The organism is Thalassolituus sp., assembly GCF_034111725.1.
In the GTDB taxonomy this organism is placed as follows: domain Bacteria; phylum Pseudomonadota; class Gammaproteobacteria; order Pseudomonadales; family Oceanobacteraceae; genus Thalassolituus.
The window spans coordinates 16,133-34,214 of the sequence record NZ_JAWUWR010000081.1 but is presented as its reverse complement, the minus strand read 5'-3'; the positions used below and the strand labels follow the sequence as shown (position 1 = coordinate 34,214).

Genomic DNA, 18,082 nt, shown 5'->3' with positions numbered 1-18,082 from the left:
ACATCTAGCCCAGTTTTAAGTGGAAGATCGCCCTATGTCTGCCATGACTCGTGTCACTCGAAAGCCTACTTGTTTAGTATTAGCAGCCCTGACTGTCCTGCTAATGGCGGGAACCTGCGTGTCTCAACAGAGTTACGGTGAGGAAACTCCCACAAGTGATACCTCCACGAACACCAACAGTAACGATTCGACAACCGACGGTGAAACATTGCCGACAGAAGACGAGACAGCGGCAATACCTGCCAGCATGCGCGTCGTTCCCTACCCCGATGCCAACAGGCACCGCAGTGTTCTTTCTTACTTATCCTTACATCAACGAGATAACGAAGCCATCATGCTAGTGGCTGGAGAACGCTCATTTTATGGGCTCTACTTGCCCGAACGAAACGGTAAAGCTCAGGGTGGCATACTGATACTTCACGATATCGATCAGCACGGCCAATGGCCAACCCTCATTACGCCACTGCGTGAGCAGTTGCCTGACTACGGCTGGAATACCTTGGCGATTGAAATGCCGATGACACCCAGCCCCGCCATACAGCCCCGCAGTGAGTACTCTGCGCCTAGTACCGAAACGACTGCCGCTATAGATGATCAGAACAGCGACGATAGCGCCAGCGAATCCCCAGCCACCAGCGCAACTGATACAACGGCAAATCCACAAATAAAGCCCGATCCCATAGACTCAGCGGGTATCAGTAAAAGCGATGCATTGGATACCACACCGCAAGACTTAGCGGCAGAGAACAATGCGCCACTACCTCGGCTAGAACGTCTACCGGCCTTACCACAGTCGGCAACACCAGTTGAAGATGATGCGACAACAGAACCAAGCGCCGATGACCGCTACCGACAACAAGTGCGCGAACAAATCCAAGCCGGAATTAATTTTTTAAATCAACGCGGACAACTCAATATTGTCGTTATCGCTTCCGGTGAAAGCGCACCTTGGGCGGCTGACTATGTGCAGCAACAGCAACGTGATTCGAATAATGCCAAAGGCATCACTCTCATTATGGTGGATGCGCGCGAACATCGTTTGAGCCCTATTCGGTTAAACCAGCGTCTCGAAAGCTTAGACATTCCTATGCTCGACCTAGTAACCGCCGACAGTCGCGAAACGCCATTTCAGTTACAACAACGCGCCGGCGCTATGGCCCATAAACATATGCGAAAGTATCAACAGATCATCTTGCCCACATCGGCCAACAACAGCGATCTTGCGACACGTCGCATTCGTGGTTGGCTAAAAACCCATGCTGCGGGTACGGAAATCTCGTCGCGCTAAGCACAACCTTGAAATGACTCCTATACTGCTACCACCGACAGCAAAACGCCTGTCAAAGGGGGGACTGTGTCCGCACCTGTTTTTATTACTGTCGCAGCAATTTCAGCAGAATTGCATCAGGCTATGCTGGAAGCGCGAGGATTGGGTGTGTACCCAGAATAGCCGCTATCAAAGCTCACTAACGGGCAGTATTGATGAATGCAAAGCGAAGCAGCGTGCGCTTTCGATTGAGCTACAAAAAGGCATTAGCTTGCTAACCGATCAACTCGAAGAAAGCCGTAAACAAATTCGCACAGCTAACCTCATCGCAACCTCTAGTCACGTAGAGGCATCCTCGGCAGGTGAATTCCGTCGTCAATTAGAAGTTATTGCCAATAACATTCGCGCAACTGCAGGACAAATTGGTACTCATTTATGGGTGGATTCGATGGAACGTCACGCACCGAAAATGCGTAAATTCCACCAACGCTGGATGCCCTCTAACGAAGCCAAGTTAGATCGGATTCGTCGGGGGCGCAGACTTGATATTAATATTATGGCACCGCAGCATGGTCCCTTATTTAAGCCACCATTTGTGCATGAATTCCTCGACTGGTTTGAAGCGTTGCCCGTTGGCACTGCCATTCGGGGTTAGCCACAGCCATTCGGGGGAACGCGTTAGCCCCCTCGTTATTCGTATCCAGCATTACTCTGCTGGATACGGATCACGAATAACTGCATATGGATCACCTTCACCCCGTATAGCCGCTTGCTCTTCATGGCTTAACCAATCATCTGACTTATGATTAGAAATTCTCGCCAACGTCATTAATGCGTCAGCCCAAGTGCAGCGATTAGCAAATAATAATCCGTCGGAATCTAAGGTTCCGCCTTGATTAACATAACCTAATGCAACACAACGACGGGGCCCTAAATCTAAAGAGCGCGCATGCCCCAAAAATACTTCTGGGCGAATATGCGACAAAATAATCCGTGCCTGAACCGTGTGGGGGAAAAGAGATGAGGTTACTTCCTCGTTGGCAATAACCTCGGCTTCATAGCCATCACGCGGTAAGCGAAAACGTCCAGGTTCTAACACATACACCAGCGAATGAGAGACTCCGCGCTCTTGTAAGCGCTCACTCGCACGCAAGGCCTGTTGCAATTGAAAAGCGCCACAAGCCACTAACTGCAAGGGTGCACCACAATGACCAACAACACATAAAGCGCCGTCTCTGACCAGTTGCGCTGATTGTTGCGCACTGAATACCGCAGGCATCACCGACTTAGGCACGACCAAATTCCAAACACTACCAAGATCGCCATAACATGCTTTTAAACAGGTCATGGCACTATTCGCATCCGCAGGAAATACCACGCGGGCCATGTCCGTCATTTCTCCCAGCAAAGCCTCGGCCAAAACCGGATCTTGATGCGACTGTTCATTTTTACCATTTTCCCAAACATGGGAAGTGCTGATCACAGGCAATCCCAGCCAACCGGCAGGATCACCCTGTTCTTTTTGATGTCGGGAAAAAATTAATGCTTGGCGCAATGCTCCTAGCATTTTTGCCGCGAACGCTTCGTACGACACCACTAAATTTAAGCCGCCTTGGTTCGCTAAACAGGCGCTGACAACAGCTTCTTCGTTGAGTGCGGTAATAACACAACCGTCGATTGCTTCTGGATTGCCAACCTCGGGGGTCGTCACGCGATGCTTTAATAAATCAAGCGTTTGGTTCATGCGATTAGATGATAATTCATCCGGATTACCAACGCGTACACGCAATTGCGGATTCACTTCCACCAAGTCAACAAAATAGCTGTCTAACGCCGCCATGGGCGAAATAGCTTCGTGATGCCAGTGCGGGTCGTTGCGATTAACCGTAACCGCTACAGGACGTATTGGTCGCCGAGGCTGGACCAAACGTGCGGCTGCCAGTTCCCACGTCTCTCTTGGTTGAAATAATGCGCGCGCACCTTGCTGAAAAAAACGTAATGCATCGCGATCACGACGTGGATTGCTACCTAACGGCAAACCATGCGCAGCATTGGTTCCGGCTCCAGGAAATCCAAAACCTTTTATAGTTTCGGCAATGCAATACGGCAGTGGCACCGGATAAACAGCACCTCCTGCCTTTACCGCACTACCTGCCTGCTCTAACGCCTGCTCCATATTATAAATAGCGCAAACAAAAGCAGCTGGGTCGCGGCCATCAATAACAAAAGGCGCAAAACCTTGATGCCGTAAATGCTCGCACAGCCAATCGCTCCCGCCTTGCTGATCAACCGTCGTCCGTTGATCAATACGACGACCATTAGCAATCATAATTGGTGACACTAAACCGCTATCTTCGGCACGCCACCAACGCGCGGCCCAATCGCTACCGCGCTGCTCCTCAAACGCACCGTCACTTAAAAACGCCACTAAACGTTCACCGGGTAATGGCTGATGCACATATTGCAAACCGGCAAAGCCTAAATATCCACCTTCCATGCGTGCACCAGCGGTATTCACATTGACATGACTTCCCAAAGGCGACGCAGGCTTACCGTCCGGCGCTACGCGGTAATTATAAAAATCCTGCACAAATGCCGACAAACCATCATCCGTTAACGGATAACGACGACGGCGTTCAGGAAGCGCCGTTGCCGTTAATAACTGCAGAGCATCTACCGCCGCAATACAGTGCCCTTGGCCCATCAACCAATCACGATGTTGGCCAGTTAAGGTGTTTAAAGCCATCATGGCAGCGTAGGCCGGCACCATATTTAATGATCCGCCGGTATGCCCTTGAGGGTCACGTTTAAAATCATCAGCTTGCAAATCACGGCCATCTAAATAAATATTTTTTGCATAGGTCATGTGCACCACTAACCACAAGCCTTGATTTACGATTTCATCGAGGGCAATTAAGGTTTCGTAGCATTCTTGTTTATTATTTATCTTTCCAGTTTCTTCTAAATTAGCTGCCAATTCGAAAACCGCTAATTGCGTTGCCGCTGTATGCTCAATAACACCACAACCTTGAGACCATTGATCAAACACGGCATCATGGCGGCGATGCTGCTGCACTCGCATCATATCCGCGTGGTGTTGATAGCCGTCGGCACTTTGTTGCGGATACCCTGTACTAGAAATATGCGTCATAGAATTATCTCCGCCATTATGGCTGTTATTGCAGGCGCTATTAATTGCGAAACATCAATGGCATTACTTGCATGTGGAATGGTATTGCAACTTAACCAATTAGCAATGGCGGGATTATTTAACGTTTCTTCCGCACCCTCGGCTAATACCGAATGAACTCCAATACAAATTGCAGGGCGTAAACCAGCCACAACTAAACCTTCAGCCGTTTCCACTAACGTTCTTCCGGTTGAAATAATATCATCCACCAACACCGGCTGAGCATCGGCATAACAGCTAAGGTCAGGCATGGAGACGCTGACATCACGATCGCCTTTACGTGTTTTTTCAAACACTAAAAACTCACACTGAGCCGCTGCGGCAACACCTTCTGCCCATTGTGCGCTTTCAGCATCGGGGCCAATAATCAAGGCGTTAGGAATCATTTTTTTAATGTATTCTCCAATGATATTCGTCGCATGTAATGCACGATTAGGAATACGATAAATTTCATCAAGGCGATGATAGCGGTGCAGGTGCGGATCAATGGTAACTAAATAATCGAACGCGTTATTAATAAGGCCGGAAAAATAGCGTGATGTAATGCACTCACCGTCTTTAAAGCGAATATCTTGGCGCATGTAAGCTAAGTAAGGAGCAATGAGACCTACGCTCTTTGCTCCCATATCTCGTAGATGTCCAGCTAAAAACAATAGGCCTATGGCCTTTTCATTAGGTTGGTTTAAATGCGAAATTAGCACGACATCTTGCTCTGAAAAATCAACATCCATGCGATAATAATGCTCGCCATCAGGAAATAAACGATGCTCAGGAATAATCACTTCCGCATGCAATAATTTACCTAACGAATTAGCTAACTCTAGATGGCCATCAACACATATCAGTTTCATTAAACCATCTCCCGCTCAATGCGAATAACATCGGTATGACCATCTAAAAAGTCTAAAGCGTACGCAAGTTCACCCGGCGCTTCGGCATATAAGGTAAATAAGGGATCACCTTGGTTAATATCGTCGCCGAGCCTTACATGCATATCCATACCGGCTGTCGGCGCATTTGGCGCTCCCGCAAGCGACGCCAGACGCGCGATAAACCGATTATTAATATACGCAACCACACCACCCGATGTGGCGCGCACACAATGACTAAAATCGGCGCTCTCGATCGTTTTTAAGCCACCCTGAGCCATACAAATCGCTCTGAATTTTTCCCATGCTTGACCACTAATCAGGGTGCTTTGTGCCAAGGCTAAACCATGACCGACCTCTGCTTTGCCACCCATTTCTAATAAGTGCGCAGCCAACAATAACGATTTATCACGTAAATCTTGTGGAGCATGACCATCATCTTGCAATACTTGCAGAACATCACGAGCCTCCAGTGCAGGGCCTATACCTCGCCCTACTGGCTGCGACCCATCCGTAATAATAGTACGTACATCCAAACCTAACGCTCGGCCAGTACTTTCTAGTAGTTGGCGTAAACGTTGTGCTTTTTCGGCAGAACGCACTTTAGCGGTAGGACCAACAGGAATATCTAGCAGCACTTGCTTAGCACCTGCGGCTACTTTTTTCGAAATGACTGAGGCGACTAACTGACCCTCGCTATCCAAATCCAGTGCCCGCTCAACACGAATTATCATGTCGTCCGCAGGGCTCAAACTCACAGAACCGCCCCATGCCAAACAGGCGCCTTCTTTTTGCACGACCTCGCGCATCAATTCAAAGCTTAAGTTTACGTTGGTCAGAACCTCCATCGTGTCGGCGGTTCCCGCAGGTGATGTAATCGCACGACTTGAGGTTTTTGGCATCACTAAGCCATTGGCGGCAACAATAGCGACAACAATGGGGGTTGTGCGATTTCCAGGCAAACCACCAACGCAGTGTTTATCTAACACTTGATCAATGCCCCAATCGAAATGCTCACCGCTAGCGACCATAGCGTTAGTTATCGCAATGGTTTCATCTAAATTTAAGCGATCCCCTGCACATGCAGTGACATAGGCCGCGAGTTGGATATCGCTGTAACGACCCGCGCGAATATCGGTAATGATGTCTCTCGCACTGGAGGACGTTAGCCTATGACCGTATAGCTTGCCACGTACTTGCGACATAGAATCGACCGGCTGAGCGTGATGAAACCATGCCGACTCGCCGTCGGCTGGGCAGTTTAATAAACGCCATGCCGCCTCCGACAATCCCGCCTGCTGATGGGATAACAAATCTGAACAAACGAGAACGAGTGTCGCGATAATACTGGTCTGCGCCGTATTCACACGGATACGACTCATGGCATTAAAGCCTTCCGAGGTTGCAACATGACAGTCGCGGCGCATGTAAACGACAGGCTCCTGATGGGTATCTATTCCCATCCGATGCAATTGTAAAAAATCGAATTGTGTTTCCATAACCACTGCCAACAAATTTCGATGAATAGCGACCCAGTCTAACCAGTGCAATCCGAGCTAGCCTTGCCCTGCATCAACGAACGGTTCGGCAAATCATTCTATGGTGGGGTTTCTGACTTATTAGCGAATCGATAAGGATGCTTATGCAATCTCCCTTTCAAGTACAATTTATTGGCGCAACCGGTACCGTTACCGGATCGAAATACTTGGTTAAGTATGATCGCTATAAGATTCTGATTGATTGCGGCTTATTCCAAGGCGTTAAGAACGTTCGTCGACGTAACTGGAGCGAACTCCCGTTTGAAGCTTCTGACATTGATGCGGTATTACTAACTCATGCCCATATTGATCACTCTGGCTATTTACCAGCACTCATGAAGCACGGTTACCATGGCCCGATTTATTGTAGTGTCGCGACAAAAGCCTTATGTAAAGTGTTATTACCAGATGCCGGTTACTTGCAAGAAGAAGACGCGCGCTATGCAAATTACAAGCATTTTTCTAAACATGAACCAGCCGAGCCTTTGTACACCGAAGAAGATGCGCGCAAAGTTTTAAAACAAATTAAAGATATTGCTGCCGATGAGATTCTCGACCTACCAGGAGGTATGACTGCTCAATTAATTCCGGTGGGACACATTCTAGGAGCGTCCGCTATTCGCCTTGAATATCAGGGTAAAAGTATAACGTTTAGCGGCGACGTCGGGCGCGAAAATGATCTTATCCAATACCCGCCTCAACCTCTACCGGCAACCGATTACTTGGTCTTAGAATCCACCTATGGTGATCGTTTGCATGAAAAAATTGATGCCGAACAAGCCATTGCCGATGTGATAAATAAAACCATGTCGCGCGGCGGTATCGTATTAATGCCAGCCTTCGCCGTGGGGCGTGCCCAACTAGCACTGCATATTATTGAGCGATTAAAACATCAGCATCGCATTCCAGATGTGCCGATTTATTTAAATAGCCCGATGGCCATTCGTGCTACTGAGCTGTTTTACAACTTCCACGATCTGCATAAGTTGACCGAGGACGACTGTCATCGCATCGACGAAATGACGCACTATGTAAAAACTGTAGAAGAATCGATCGCATTAAATCAACGTAAATATCCTGCGGTTATTATCTCTGCCAGCGGTATGGCCAGCGGTGGACGTGTACTGCATCATTTAAAAACTCTATTAGGCGACCATAAAAACAGCGTCTTATTTTTAGGTTATCAAGCAGTAGGAACCCGAGGCGATAGCCTGACTCACGGCGTTACAAGTGTGAAAATTCACGGCCAGTACGTTGGTGTGAAAGCCGAGGTACATAACCTAGATGCACTATCGAGCCATGCCGATTATGCCGAAATGACACGCTGGTTAGAAAAAATGCCCGGTAAACCAAAGCAGGTATTCATTACCCATGGAGAAGCCAGTGCATCGGATTGCTTCCGCCGCCATTTGAAAGATCATTTCGCTTGGCACGTTGAAGTTCCAGAATATTTGGATGTCGCACTTCTGGATTAGAAAGCGATAAAAGAAGGACTTTCAAACATACCTACGAGGGTAAATCTGATAGCATGCGGCCTACTTTTTTAGCTGATCGGATGGCCGCACATGGATTTACCTCTCTATCAGGTCGATGCCTTTATCCTTCCTGACGTTACCCGCTTCAGTGGTAACCCTGCGGCTGTTGTGCCCCTACGCGAATGGATTAGCGACGCCGCCATGCAGGACATCGCCGCCGAGAATAATTTGGCAGAAACCGCCTTTTTTGTTCTGGATCAAGACGATACCTACCACATACGGTGGTTTACACCGACGACGGAAGTAGATTTATGTGGGCACGCAACGCTAGCTGCGGCACATGTAATTGCACTAGCCTTAGGCGATGAACGCGATCAAATTCCCTTCCGCTGTTTGGCTGGAGAGCTAGTGGTTAATGTGCTCGATGACGTCGAACCCACATTTGAACTCGACTTTCCACGACGCGATCCCACTCTAGTGACCGACCAAGCACTTATTGCGCAATTGGAACAAGCGTTAGGCCAAACCGTTGTCAGCGTTAGTGCCTCGCGCGATACCTTAGTTCAACTTGAGAATGAAGCTGCCGTAGCCGCTTGTGTTCCTGACTTCGCCTTGCTAGCCAAGATAGATAGCTTTGCCGTAATGGTGACCGCGCCAGCAGATGACGAGGAATTAGATTTTGTCTGCCGATTTTTTGCGCCGCGCCAAGGCGTGAATGAAGACCCTGTTACCGGCTCTTCTTATTGCACCTTAGCTCCGTATTGGGCTGAGCGCTTAAACAGCGATGTAATGAAGGCGCGTCAGCTATCCAAACGTGGTGGTGAAGTTAGCTTAGAAGTTATTGATGCACGTGTGCTGATTAGTGGTCAAACCTACCATTATCTGCAGGGTGTTATACGCCTGCCGAGCTGACCCCATCAGCAAAACATTTAGGTAGAGACACTTTGCGCCCTGATAAGAGCCAGCTATAGTGACTCCATGAGCGACCGTATTATTTCGCTACCTTTCAGTAGCCCTTCTCCGATTAATCGTTCTGGAATCGTGCCAGAGGATCGTTCACGTCCGGTCGAGCAACCGAGTAACCGCAATACGACAAAAGCTCCGTCACCGGAAGCTGAATATTTACCGGCACGGCCCGACAATGAAACGCTAGAAGCTTTGTATCAACAACGAAGCAGCAACGACGGACGTCGCTCCCCCACTGATGCATTTATGCAAACAGCAGCCCAAGGCGGCGAATCTCGCCGCGGGCGCTTCGTCGATATTCAAGTTTAAGGCGCGTTATCTCGGGACTTAAATGGGGCTAGGACGAAGTAAGGCTGCACTGAATCACCAATACCCAACGGAGCCGACTGGCGGTCAGGAATCAAACGAACCTGGAGATCTCGCAAGACCAAATTAGCTTGAAGATGACTAGGAGTTATCAAGGAAGAGCGTATGTGAATCAACATAGTGCCTGATTCGGTCATATGCTCACGGCTGTTTAAGTGTGTAATCAAGTCTCCGGTCTCATCCGTTAAACTAGACGACAAACTAATCACACCGCGTTGATTAACATGCAAAGTCACAGGTATGAGCCACTCGTCATTCTTAAAATACGCTTGCTCAGTCCCAGTGATGGTTGCCGCAGGACTGAATAACTCCATATCTGCTTTTTGGCGTAATGCTTGTTGGCCGGCATTGGTCACAGTAGCGACTATTTGTAGGCGGTCGGGCCAAGAATCATCAGGCAACACGGACACCATCCCGTGAAGCCGGGTTTTATCACGCGTCCACGGTGGCGTAATATCGCGCAAAGTATTGCCTTGCTCTGTCGTTAAGCGCAAAGAGACATCTTCGATGTCGGCGATAGCATTAACATCAGCACTGCTCAATTGCAAAAAAGCAGCGACCGGCTCACTGCGACGGAAACGAAATTGTGGAATTTGCAGCCTTAGCGTTACTGTATTGCCAGCAATAACAAAATCTTTATCGATAATTAAACGACTATCACTGCCCCCCAGACTGTGCTGACTCGCTTCAGTACTCCAATCAGGGATATCGGAAGGATCGTAAAATTCTCGTCCGTCAGCGCCAATAATAGCTTCCCCTGCGGAAGTCGCAGGTAGCTGCAGCACATCAGAAGTGGGAGTCGTTTGTTGCCACAAATATTGGCCCAACCACACTAATACAGCAGGAAAAACCAATAGTGCAACAAGCAATGGACTATTGCGGATTGAAAACATAATAAACGCCTTTTTATTGTTTTTATCTTGTCCGCCGGGGCGTCAAATTCAGCGTTGTACTTGATCCCCTGGGGCATCAATACTGCGTAACCACTACGCTTTTCTAACGAGAGTAATATCTAGTAATGCGGCGGTGCCTATTAATCATAGTCTCGAACGCTTGTTTCTGCCGATTGTAGCATAGGACATGGGCGGCCAATGTGTAATCTAAGCCAAATCACCTACTTTTTCAGCCAAACTATTCACCTATTTCGTTAGAATACTGAATTACAATCTTTGATCTTGGATTTTAAGCTAATTCGCACATTGTAAAGATGAACCAGTCCGCAAAATGCAATGAAAGCCTTGCTGCAGGCCTGATTGGCTCAAAATGAATATGTACTTAACGGCTTAGAACGAGTGTTATTGCCACCGAAAATTCAGCACTTGCGTTGAATCTTCATAATCTATTTTTGAAGTAACAGGATGTCTCAATGCAAAATACGATTAAGTCTTCGCGTAAACTGCTATGCGCAGCACTCGTCATCGCAGCTGCTGGCGTATCAGCGACCAGTCATGCGGGTCAGTTGATCATCACCACTAAACATGGCGAAAGCCAACTAGCCGATCGACTAATAGCCGATTTTCCAACCCTAACGGTTAAGCGTCAAATGCTTGATGCGCGTCGCTGGGTAATCGACGTGCCCGATAGCGATGCAAAACTCAATAATTTGATTACCCGTCTGCAAGAGTTGCCGTTCGTTGACTACGTTGAAAATGACATTCGTGTTTACGCATCCTTAGTACCAAACGACACGTATTACAGCCAGCAGTGGGCTTTATTTGAGGATGCGGCTGGTATCAATGCGCAAGCATCGCAAGATATCACTACGGGAAGCGGTGCCGTCATTGCTGTCGTGGATACAGGTTATATTGATCACCCAGATTTAGATGCCAACCGCTTGGCTGGTTACGACATGATATCTACAGCCAGTACCGCCCGAGATGGCAATGGGCGCGATGAAGATGCCCGCGACGAAGGCGACTACTCCAACTATCGGATGTGCGGTTACACCAGTGATTCATCGTGGCATGGATCTCATGTTGCCGGAATCGCGGCGGCTATTAACGATAACGCAACCGGTATTAGCGGTGTCGCTCCCGATGCTAAGTTCGTTCCCGTGCGTGCTTTAGGCGCTTGCGGTGGTTATTTATCGGATATCGCCGATGCGGTTATTTGGGCATCCGGTGCAGCAGTTGCTGGAACAACTATCAATAGTCAGCCTGCCGATGTCATCAACCTGAGCTTAGGTGGCGCAGGTAATTGCTCGACGTATATGCAAGATGCCGTTAATGAAGCCGTTAATGTCGGTGCTGTCGTCGTCGTTGCCGCAGGCAATGAAAACGTTAATGCCAGCGGTTCTACCCCTGCTAACTGTAATAATGTGATTACAGTGGCGGCGGTTGGACGTGATGGTGCGCGCGCAAGCTACTCAAACTACGGTGATATTGTTGATATCGCTGCACCAGGTGGTAGTGGCAATTATGGTATTTTAAGCACGATAGACAGTGGAACTCGTACAAGCACAGGCGCCACCTACGCAGAGTATCAAGGCACATCAATGGCAACACCCCATGTCGCTGGTGTTGTCGCACTGATGCGCTCAGCCAATCCGAACGCAACAGTGACAGAAATTACAGATGCGTTACAAGCAACGGCACGGGCATTTCCTGGCACATGTTCTGGTTGTGGCGCCGGTATTGTCGATGCAGAAGCCGCTGTAAACTATATTTCTGGAGGAATAACTCCAGTCGAGACATGGGAAACAGTAAGCTACAGGACATCAGGCGTAACTGCTTTAGCCGATGCCCGCAGCACACCATGGCGCAACATTGATGGCGTGACCAACGTAAATATTACGACTAATAACGACGGTCAGAATATTGAGTTAGTGGTCATCATTGATCATCCTAACCATGCGGAGTTATCCGTGGTTGCTAAAACGCCTGATAATGCGCAGTTCACCTTAACTCGCATGGGACAAAACGGTACTACCTCTGCTTACCGTGTGACAGGTGCCGCTGCATCTGCCGGAACTTGGACATTAACCGTCACCGATAGCGTTGTAAGTAATCGCGGCGCAATGATTGGCGCGACATTGCAGCAGGAAGAACTGCAATAAAATGAACACTTGGGTGGATGAAATACTCTACCCATGCAGGTTCACTAGCGACTGACGTTCGGTCGCGGTGAACTAATAATACTAATAAAAATATGATCACCCATAGGAAACCAATATGAGCTCTACTGACTTGCCACTTCAATCCTTGGTAAAAGAAGACAACAGTCACGAGTTTTTAACCATATTTACGCCACAAAGTACTGACTATAAAGATCAACTTTTAACGATATTGCAGAATCACAAAGCGTATTTTGAGGCAAAGATCACTGAACGTGGTGGCATCTTGTTTCGTGGTTTTTCGAAAGCATTACTCGATGAAGATTTTCACAATTTAGTAACCCAAGGAATGGGATTCGAAGCATGGAATGCTTTTAATGCTAAAGGCACGCCAAAATTCATTGCCAATTGTTTAAGAAAATACTCAGAAAAACTACTCGGTGCTGGCGACTACCGTCGTTATTTAGGTACAGCGACGGTGCAACTTGGGCCGGTTCAGGACACGATTCAAGGTCCGCACGTTGAAGGCGGTGGCTTAGTAGAGCGATCACGTTATCTTGCCCTGTGCTGCTTTGAGCCATCTCCCTACTTGGCCGAAACGGGTATGGTGGATCTTGCCTCTGTGTATGAGAATTTATCGGAACCACTGAAACAAAAATTCCGTCAGGGTTGGAATACGTTTTCCTATGTCAGTGCGCGTAAATTAAATTGGTTTGATCGCCAACTATTAAAGCAAAGCCCATTAAAAGTAACGCTGCGCTCGGATGGTTATGCTGTCATGACATCAAAGCCTTGCCCTGCCGCATGCAAAATACCTAATACCGAGACTATTTGTGTTCAACCGTGGGCGTTTGCGCGCAACACGAATACCCAAGTACATGCTGCGGCGAAGGAAATATTCACGAACCGTGGCGACTTTAAAAAAGATAACGTTGCTGAAAGCATGAATCTCACTTGGGATTTAGCTAACGAAGCAGGCGACTCACTGAATTGGACGGAAGCAGAACAATACGAGTTCTTTGCTAGCATCTTTAATCGCGCAACGCTGATGGAATGGGAAAAAGGCGATGTCGCCTTTATTGATAACGTTCGTATTGGTCACTGGCGTATGAACGGCGAACAAGGCAACCGTAAGCTGGTACAAATTCAAGCGAACCCATTCAACTCCACCGAGCACATGGTTGAGCAAACATTGAATGGCCAAGCCGTAGCGTAAAACTCTCAGCCATTATTAAGTAGGCATAAAAAAACCGCCACTAGGGCGGTTTTTTTCATGCGAGCGTTAAACTTATTGTTCAACACCCTTCATGGTCAACTTAACACGACCTTTTGGATCAACGTCCATGACATGAACTTTCACCATTTGGCCTTCAGTTAAGAAGTCAGCCACGTTCTCTACACGATCTTCGCTGATCTGAGAGATGTGCAGCAAACCATCTTTACCAGGAAGTACGGTAATGTAGGCACCGAAATCAACGATCTTGCTGACTTTACCTTCGTAAGTAATACCGACTTCGATTTCAGCAGTGATCGCTTGGATCATAGCAATAGCGGCGTCTGCGCTAGCTTTATCAGCTGCGAAGATTTTAATAGAGCCGTCATCGCTGATATCAACTGATGCACCGGTTTTCTCGGTGATATCACGAATAGTCGCACCACCTTTACCGATCACGTCGCGGATCTTGTCTGACGGTACGCGCATCGCCGACATCGTCGGTGCGTTGGCAGACAATTCTGTGCGAGGCTCAGCAATAACAGCGTTCATTTGCTCAAGGATGGTCAAACGCGCCGCTTTTGCTTTTTCTAGAGCGATTTCCATAATCTGCTCAGTGATACCTTCGATCTTGATATCCATCTGCAATGCAGTGATACCTTCATCTGTACCAGCAACTTTAAAGTCCATATCACCAAGGTGATCTTCGTCACCCAAGATGTCGGTAAGAACTGCGAACTTATCGCCTTCCTTGATCAGACCCATCGCGATACCAGCAACAGGAGCTTTGATCGGTACACCAGCATCCATCAGCGCCAAAGATGCACCACAAACAGACGCCATTGAAGACGAACCGTTAGATTCAGTAATCTCAGATACGATACGAATGGTATACGGGAATTCATCATGTGACGGCATCATGGCTTGAATACCGCGACGAGCCAAACGACCGTGACCGATTTCACGACGACCCGGAGGGCTCATACGACCACACTCACCTACTGAGTAAGAAGGAAAGTTGTAGTGGAACAAGAATGGATCAGTCTTAGTGCCATGCAGGAAGTCGATCATCTGCGCATCACGCGATGAGCCAAGCGTCGTCGTAACGATTGCCTGAGTTTCACCACGGGTGAACAATGCAGAACCGTGAGTGGTGTTAAGAACACCCGTCTCGATGGTTAAACCACGAACAGTATCATTATCACGACCATCGATACGTGGATGACCATCAACGCTACGTTGACGTACGATTTCGTACTTCAATTCGCCAATCATGTCAGCGATTTCATCAGCAGAGAAACCTTCTTCGCCTTCAGCCGCTGCTAATTTAGCAACCGCTTCTTTCTTGATTTCATCTAGCTTGCCGTAACGCGCCATCTTGTCAGAGATAGTATAGGCTTCGCTGATTGCAGCAGCAGTTTGAGCTTTAACAGCGTCATACAACGGCATGTTTTTAGCTTCTGCAGTCCAATCCCAGCGCTGTACATTCAATTCAGCAGTCCATTCAGCAATCGCTGTAATGGCAGGCTGGAATGCGTTATGTGCGAACAATACTGCACCTAGCATTTCATCTTCAGTCAGTTCGTCGGCTTCAGATTCAACCATAAGAACGGCGTCTTTCGTGCCCGCTACAACCATGTCTAGTAATGAATCTTCTAGCTGGCTGTATGTTGGGTTTAACATGTAGCCTTGATCTTCAACGAAGCCAACGCGTGCGCCAGCGATAGGACCATTGAAAGGTACACCAGAAATAGACAAGGCTGCAGAAGCTGCAATCATGGCACAGATATCTGGATCAACGTCTTTTTCAGAGGCCATAACGGTCAGGATAACCTGAACTTCGTTCATGAAACCGTCTGGAAATAAAGGACGAATTGGACGGTCGATCAAACGAGAAGTCAGAGTTTCTTTTTCTGATGGACGCGCTTCACGCTTTAAGTAACCACCAGGAATACGGCCAGCGGCGTACATTTTTTCTTGGTAGTGAACAGAAAGAGGGAAGAAATCTTGACCAGGTTTGGTCGATTTTGCTGCAACAACAGCAGCTAATACTTGAGTCTTACCGATGCTTGCCAATACTGCGCCGTCTGCTTGACGGGCGATACGACCAGTTTCTAGCGTGACGGTCTGACCGCCGAATTCGAATGTTTTAATGTTTGCGACAGGTTTGTTGCTCATTAATAAAGGCTTCCTTTGGATTAAAGTCTTTGCGCTACTGCCGGTACTTCTACCTATGATTTCTTACGAAGAAACTATAGGTAGAAGCACCACCACAATCATTTGTGGGGTTGGCACCACAGTCTACGCGATTAAATAAATAGTTGAGTCGTGATAAGCCAGAAACAACAAAAGCCCCGAGGGGCTTTTGCTGAAGGCATCTTAGCGACGCAGACCTAGGCGCTTGATCAGCTCTAAGTAACGGTTCGCATCTTTACCTTTCAAGTAATCCAGCAACTTACGACGCTGGTTTACCATGCGGATCAAACCGCGCTTTGAGTGGTGATCTTTCTTGTGGTCTTTGAAGTGACCTTGTAGGCCGTTGATGTTGAACGTCAACAAAGCAACTTGAACTTCTGGAGAACCAGTATCACCTTCAGCAGTTTGATACTCTTTTACGATTTCAGCTTTCTTTTCAGCAGATAATGCCATCTGTCATAACTCCTAAGAATGTGCGTTTCATTACATCACCACCGTGCACATTAACAGTGGTATGCAGTCTGCCTACGGCAGAGGTCAGTCTAGTTTAGGAATTCGTTCCTGCAACAAGCGTTGCGGGCGAATCCCCTTGTTTTTGATGCGGCCAATGCCAAGCAATTCAGAAACACCAGATCCAACGGCCCATAATTGTACTGAAGGCGTGTCCTTTAAGCCAGTACTGACGGCTTGTCCATGTAGGATTTTCGTGGCATCGGCTTCATTTAGTTCAATTTTCGGCCAACTTTCTGGCAACGCCGTATAAGCCGGTAGAAGTAACGCGTCTAAAGCGGCTTCGCCACCTTCTTCAGCGATACGCTCCAACTCCTCCAACGTCACCATTTGCTCAGCATGATAAGGGCCTGATTGAGTGCGATGTAGGCGGCTCACATAAGCACCTGAACCAATGGCTTCACCGATATCTTCAACCAAGGTACGTATATAAGTACCCTTTGAGCACTCCACCGATAGCTGAATCGTATCCGTACCGAACTCATTTAAGACTAGGGAGTTAATCTGAATCGTGCGGCGTTTCTTTTCAGCAACGGCACGCATTTCCTCATCGCTCATCACGCCTTTACGGGCGAGCTTATATAACGGCTTACCATCCAATTTGAGTGCCGAAAACATCGGAGGGACTTGTTCAACATCGCCACGGAATTTGGTCAATATTTCTTCAATATCGTCTTCAACCAACACCGGAATTGATGCTTGTTTTAGCACCTCGCCTTCGGCATCACCGGTGCTACGGATTTCACCTAAGGTCGCGGTAGTGTCGTAAGCTTTATCGGATTCCAATAACAGCTGCGAAAACTTGGTTGCCTCACCTAAACAGATAGGCAACAACCCTGTTGCTAACGGATCAAGCGCACCTGTATGGCCGGCTTTATTGGCGTTGAACAGCGTTTTTACTTGCTGCAGTACGTTATTTGAACTCGCCCCATAAGGCTTATTCACCACGATAATACCGCTAATATCACGGCCTTTTTTGCGTCGAGAGCTGTTTCTGCCCATGCCTATCCTAAACGTATTTCGTTAATCTTTATCGCTGTCTTTTTCGTGCAGCGCATCTTCTGCCATTGCACGTTTAATCAGACCCGTTAAATGGTGGCCACGATCCATACTTTCGTCGTAATGGAAACGTAATTGCGGTGTGACACGCGTGGTTAAAATACGCGCTAGCTCGCTACGCAAATAACCGGCGGCATCATTTAAAATACGTGAGGTTTGAGTACGAATTTCAGCATCCGATTCGCCGCGAGCGCCCATTACCGTGAAATACAAATCGGCATACCCTAGGTCTTTTGCAACTTTTACATAGTTTAAAGTCACCAAGCCAAGGCGTGGATCTTTCATATCGAATTGAATCATACGCGCTACTTCACGTTGAATCTGTTCACCCAGACGCGAGGTACGACTGAAGTCTTTTGGCATTTTTGGTTTTCCTTGCAG

15 protein-coding genes are annotated in these 18,082 nt (G+C 47.8%); 7 read left to right on the top strand and 8 right to left on the bottom strand.

Going from position 1 to position 18,082, the window contains the following annotated elements; translation table 11 throughout:
- The first annotated feature begins 34 nt into the window (after positions 1–34).
- Positions 35–1,288, top strand: a complete 1,254-nt coding sequence (locus tag UXZ23_RS14075) for an alpha/beta hydrolase family protein (RefSeq protein WP_320821190.1) — start codon at positions 35–37, stop codon at positions 1,286–1,288.
- Positions 1,289–1,433: 145 nt separating this feature from the next.
- On the top strand, positions 1,434–1,922 hold the full coding sequence (locus tag UXZ23_RS14070) for a hypothetical protein (RefSeq protein ID WP_320821189.1): 489 nt from the start codon (positions 1,434–1,436) through the stop codon (positions 1,920–1,922).
- A gap of 51 nt (positions 1,923–1,973) precedes the next feature.
- Here UXZ23_RS14070 and UXZ23_RS14065 read toward each other — a convergent pair whose 3' ends face one another.
- Genes UXZ23_RS14065 through UXZ23_RS14055 form a run of 3 tightly spaced genes read right to left on the bottom strand, consistent with a single transcriptional unit; the run spans position 1,974 to position 6,825 of the window.
- Positions 1,974–4,418 carry a xylulose 5-phosphate 3-epimerase gene (locus tag UXZ23_RS14065; protein ID WP_320821188.1) on the bottom strand — a complete coding sequence of 815 codons (2,445 nt, stop codon included), beginning with the start codon at positions 4,416–4,418 and terminating at the stop codon, positions 1,974–1,976.
- On the bottom strand, positions 4,415–5,308 hold the full coding sequence (locus UXZ23_RS14060; protein ID WP_320821187.1) for a ribose-phosphate diphosphokinase: 894 nt from the start codon (positions 5,306–5,308) through the stop codon (positions 4,415–4,417). Before UXZ23_RS14060 ends, UXZ23_RS14065 begins: the two co-directional genes overlap by 4 nt.
- Positions 5,308–6,825 (bottom strand): thymidine phosphorylase family protein, encoded by a 1,518-nt coding sequence (locus UXZ23_RS14055; protein WP_320821186.1) that lies wholly within the window; start codon positions 6,823–6,825, stop codon positions 5,308–5,310. Before UXZ23_RS14055 ends, UXZ23_RS14060 begins: the two co-directional genes overlap by 1 nt.
- 143 nt (positions 6,826–6,968) lie before the next feature.
- Between UXZ23_RS14055 and UXZ23_RS14050 the strand changes: the two genes are divergently transcribed.
- From UXZ23_RS14050 to UXZ23_RS14040, 3 genes are all read left to right on the top strand, one after another.
- Positions 6,969–8,339, top strand: a complete 1,371-nt coding sequence (locus UXZ23_RS14050) for an MBL fold metallo-hydrolase (RefSeq protein WP_320821185.1) — start codon at positions 6,969–6,971, stop codon at positions 8,337–8,339.
- Positions 8,340–8,429: 90 nt separating this feature from the next.
- Positions 8,430–9,251: a PhzF family phenazine biosynthesis protein gene (locus UXZ23_RS14045; protein ID WP_320821184.1), complete on the top strand. Its 822-nt coding sequence runs from the start codon at positions 8,430–8,432 to the stop codon at positions 9,249–9,251.
- A 66-nt stretch (positions 9,252–9,317) separates the two neighbouring features.
- Entirely contained in the window at positions 9,318–9,614 is a 297-nt protein-coding gene (locus UXZ23_RS14040) for a hypothetical protein (RefSeq protein WP_320821183.1), read from the top strand.
- Here UXZ23_RS14040 and UXZ23_RS14035 read toward each other — a convergent pair.
- Positions 9,611–10,564: a hypothetical protein gene (locus UXZ23_RS14035; RefSeq protein WP_320821182.1), complete on the bottom strand. Its 954-nt coding sequence runs from the start codon at positions 10,562–10,564 to the stop codon at positions 9,611–9,613. The genes UXZ23_RS14040 and UXZ23_RS14035 overlap by 4 nt on opposite strands.
- 473 nt (positions 10,565–11,037) lie before the next feature.
- Here UXZ23_RS14035 and UXZ23_RS14030 point away from each other — a divergent pair, with 473 nt between their 5' ends.
- Entirely contained in the window at positions 11,038–12,726 is a 1,689-nt protein-coding gene (locus UXZ23_RS14030) for a S8 family serine peptidase (RefSeq protein ID WP_320821181.1), read from the top strand.
- Positions 12,727–12,841: 115 nt separating this feature from the next.
- Positions 12,842–13,939 (top strand): TauD/TfdA family dioxygenase, encoded by a 1,098-nt coding sequence (locus UXZ23_RS14025; RefSeq protein ID WP_320821180.1) that lies wholly within the window; start codon positions 12,842–12,844, stop codon positions 13,937–13,939.
- Positions 13,940–14,011: 72 nt separating this feature from the next.
- Here UXZ23_RS14025 and pnp read toward each other — a convergent pair whose 3' ends face one another.
- The 4 genes from pnp to rbfA all read right to left on the bottom strand — a co-directional run bounded on the left by pnp (position 14,012) and on the right by rbfA (position 18,064).
- Positions 14,012–16,114, bottom strand: coding sequence for a polyribonucleotide nucleotidyltransferase (gene pnp, locus UXZ23_RS14020; protein ID WP_320821179.1), 2,103 nt, complete (start codon positions 16,112–16,114; stop codon positions 14,012–14,014).
- Positions 16,115–16,315: 201 nt separating this feature from the next.
- A complete protein-coding gene (gene rpsO, locus UXZ23_RS14015) occupies positions 16,316–16,585 on the bottom strand; it encodes a 30S ribosomal protein S15 (RefSeq protein WP_015487826.1) in 270 nt (89 codons plus the stop codon).
- 84 nt (positions 16,586–16,669) lie between these two features.
- Positions 16,670–17,644 (bottom strand): tRNA pseudouridine(55) synthase TruB, encoded by a 975-nt coding sequence (gene truB / locus UXZ23_RS14010; protein ID WP_320821178.1) that lies wholly within the window; start codon positions 17,642–17,644, stop codon positions 16,670–16,672.
- 21 nt (positions 17,645–17,665) lie between these two features.
- Positions 17,666–18,064, bottom strand: coding sequence for a 30S ribosome-binding factor RbfA (gene rbfA, locus UXZ23_RS14005; RefSeq protein WP_015487828.1), 399 nt, complete (start codon positions 18,062–18,064; stop codon positions 17,666–17,668).
- Between the last annotated feature and the right edge of the window lie 18 nt (positions 18,065–18,082).

Excerpts from the sequence above, each read along its gene's own strand:
- UXZ23_RS14075 (WP_320821190.1), top strand. The coding sequence starts at position 35 with ATGTCTGCCATGACTCGTGTCACTCGAAAGCCTACTTGTTTAGTATTA.
- UXZ23_RS14065 (WP_320821188.1), bottom strand. The coding sequence starts at position 4,418 with ATGACGCATATTTCTAGTACAGGGTATCCGCAACAAAGTGCCGACGGC.
- UXZ23_RS14060 (WP_320821187.1), bottom strand. The coding sequence starts at position 5,308 with ATGAAACTGATATGTGTTGATGGCCATCTAGAGTTAGCTAATTCGTTA.
- UXZ23_RS14055 (WP_320821186.1), bottom strand. The coding sequence starts at position 6,825 with ATGGAAACACAATTCGATTTTTTACAATTGCATCGGATGGGAATAGAT.
- UXZ23_RS14050 (WP_320821185.1), top strand. The coding sequence starts at position 6,969 with ATGCAATCTCCCTTTCAAGTACAATTTATTGGCGCAACCGGTACCGTT.
- UXZ23_RS14045 (WP_320821184.1), top strand. The coding sequence starts at position 8,430 with ATGGATTTACCTCTCTATCAGGTCGATGCCTTTATCCTTCCTGACGTT.
- UXZ23_RS14040 (WP_320821183.1), top strand. The coding sequence starts at position 9,318 with ATGAGCGACCGTATTATTTCGCTACCTTTCAGTAGCCCTTCTCCGATT.
- UXZ23_RS14035 (WP_320821182.1), bottom strand. The coding sequence starts at position 10,564 with ATGTTTTCAATCCGCAATAGTCCATTGCTTGTTGCACTATTGGTTTTT.
- UXZ23_RS14030 (WP_320821181.1), top strand. The coding sequence starts at position 11,038 with ATGCAAAATACGATTAAGTCTTCGCGTAAACTGCTATGCGCAGCACTC.
- UXZ23_RS14025 (WP_320821180.1), top strand. The coding sequence starts at position 12,842 with ATGAGCTCTACTGACTTGCCACTTCAATCCTTGGTAAAAGAAGACAAC.
- pnp (WP_320821179.1), bottom strand. The coding sequence starts at position 16,114 with ATGAGCAACAAACCTGTCGCAAACATTAAAACATTCGAATTCGGCGGT.
- rpsO (WP_015487826.1), bottom strand. The coding sequence starts at position 16,585 with ATGGCATTATCTGCTGAAAAGAAAGCTGAAATCGTAAAAGAGTATCAA.
- truB (WP_320821178.1), bottom strand. The coding sequence starts at position 17,644 with ATGGGCAGAAACAGCTCTCGACGCAAAAAAGGCCGTGATATTAGCGGT.
- rbfA (WP_015487828.1), bottom strand. The coding sequence starts at position 18,064 with ATGCCAAAAGACTTCAGTCGTACCTCGCGTCTGGGTGAACAGATTCAA.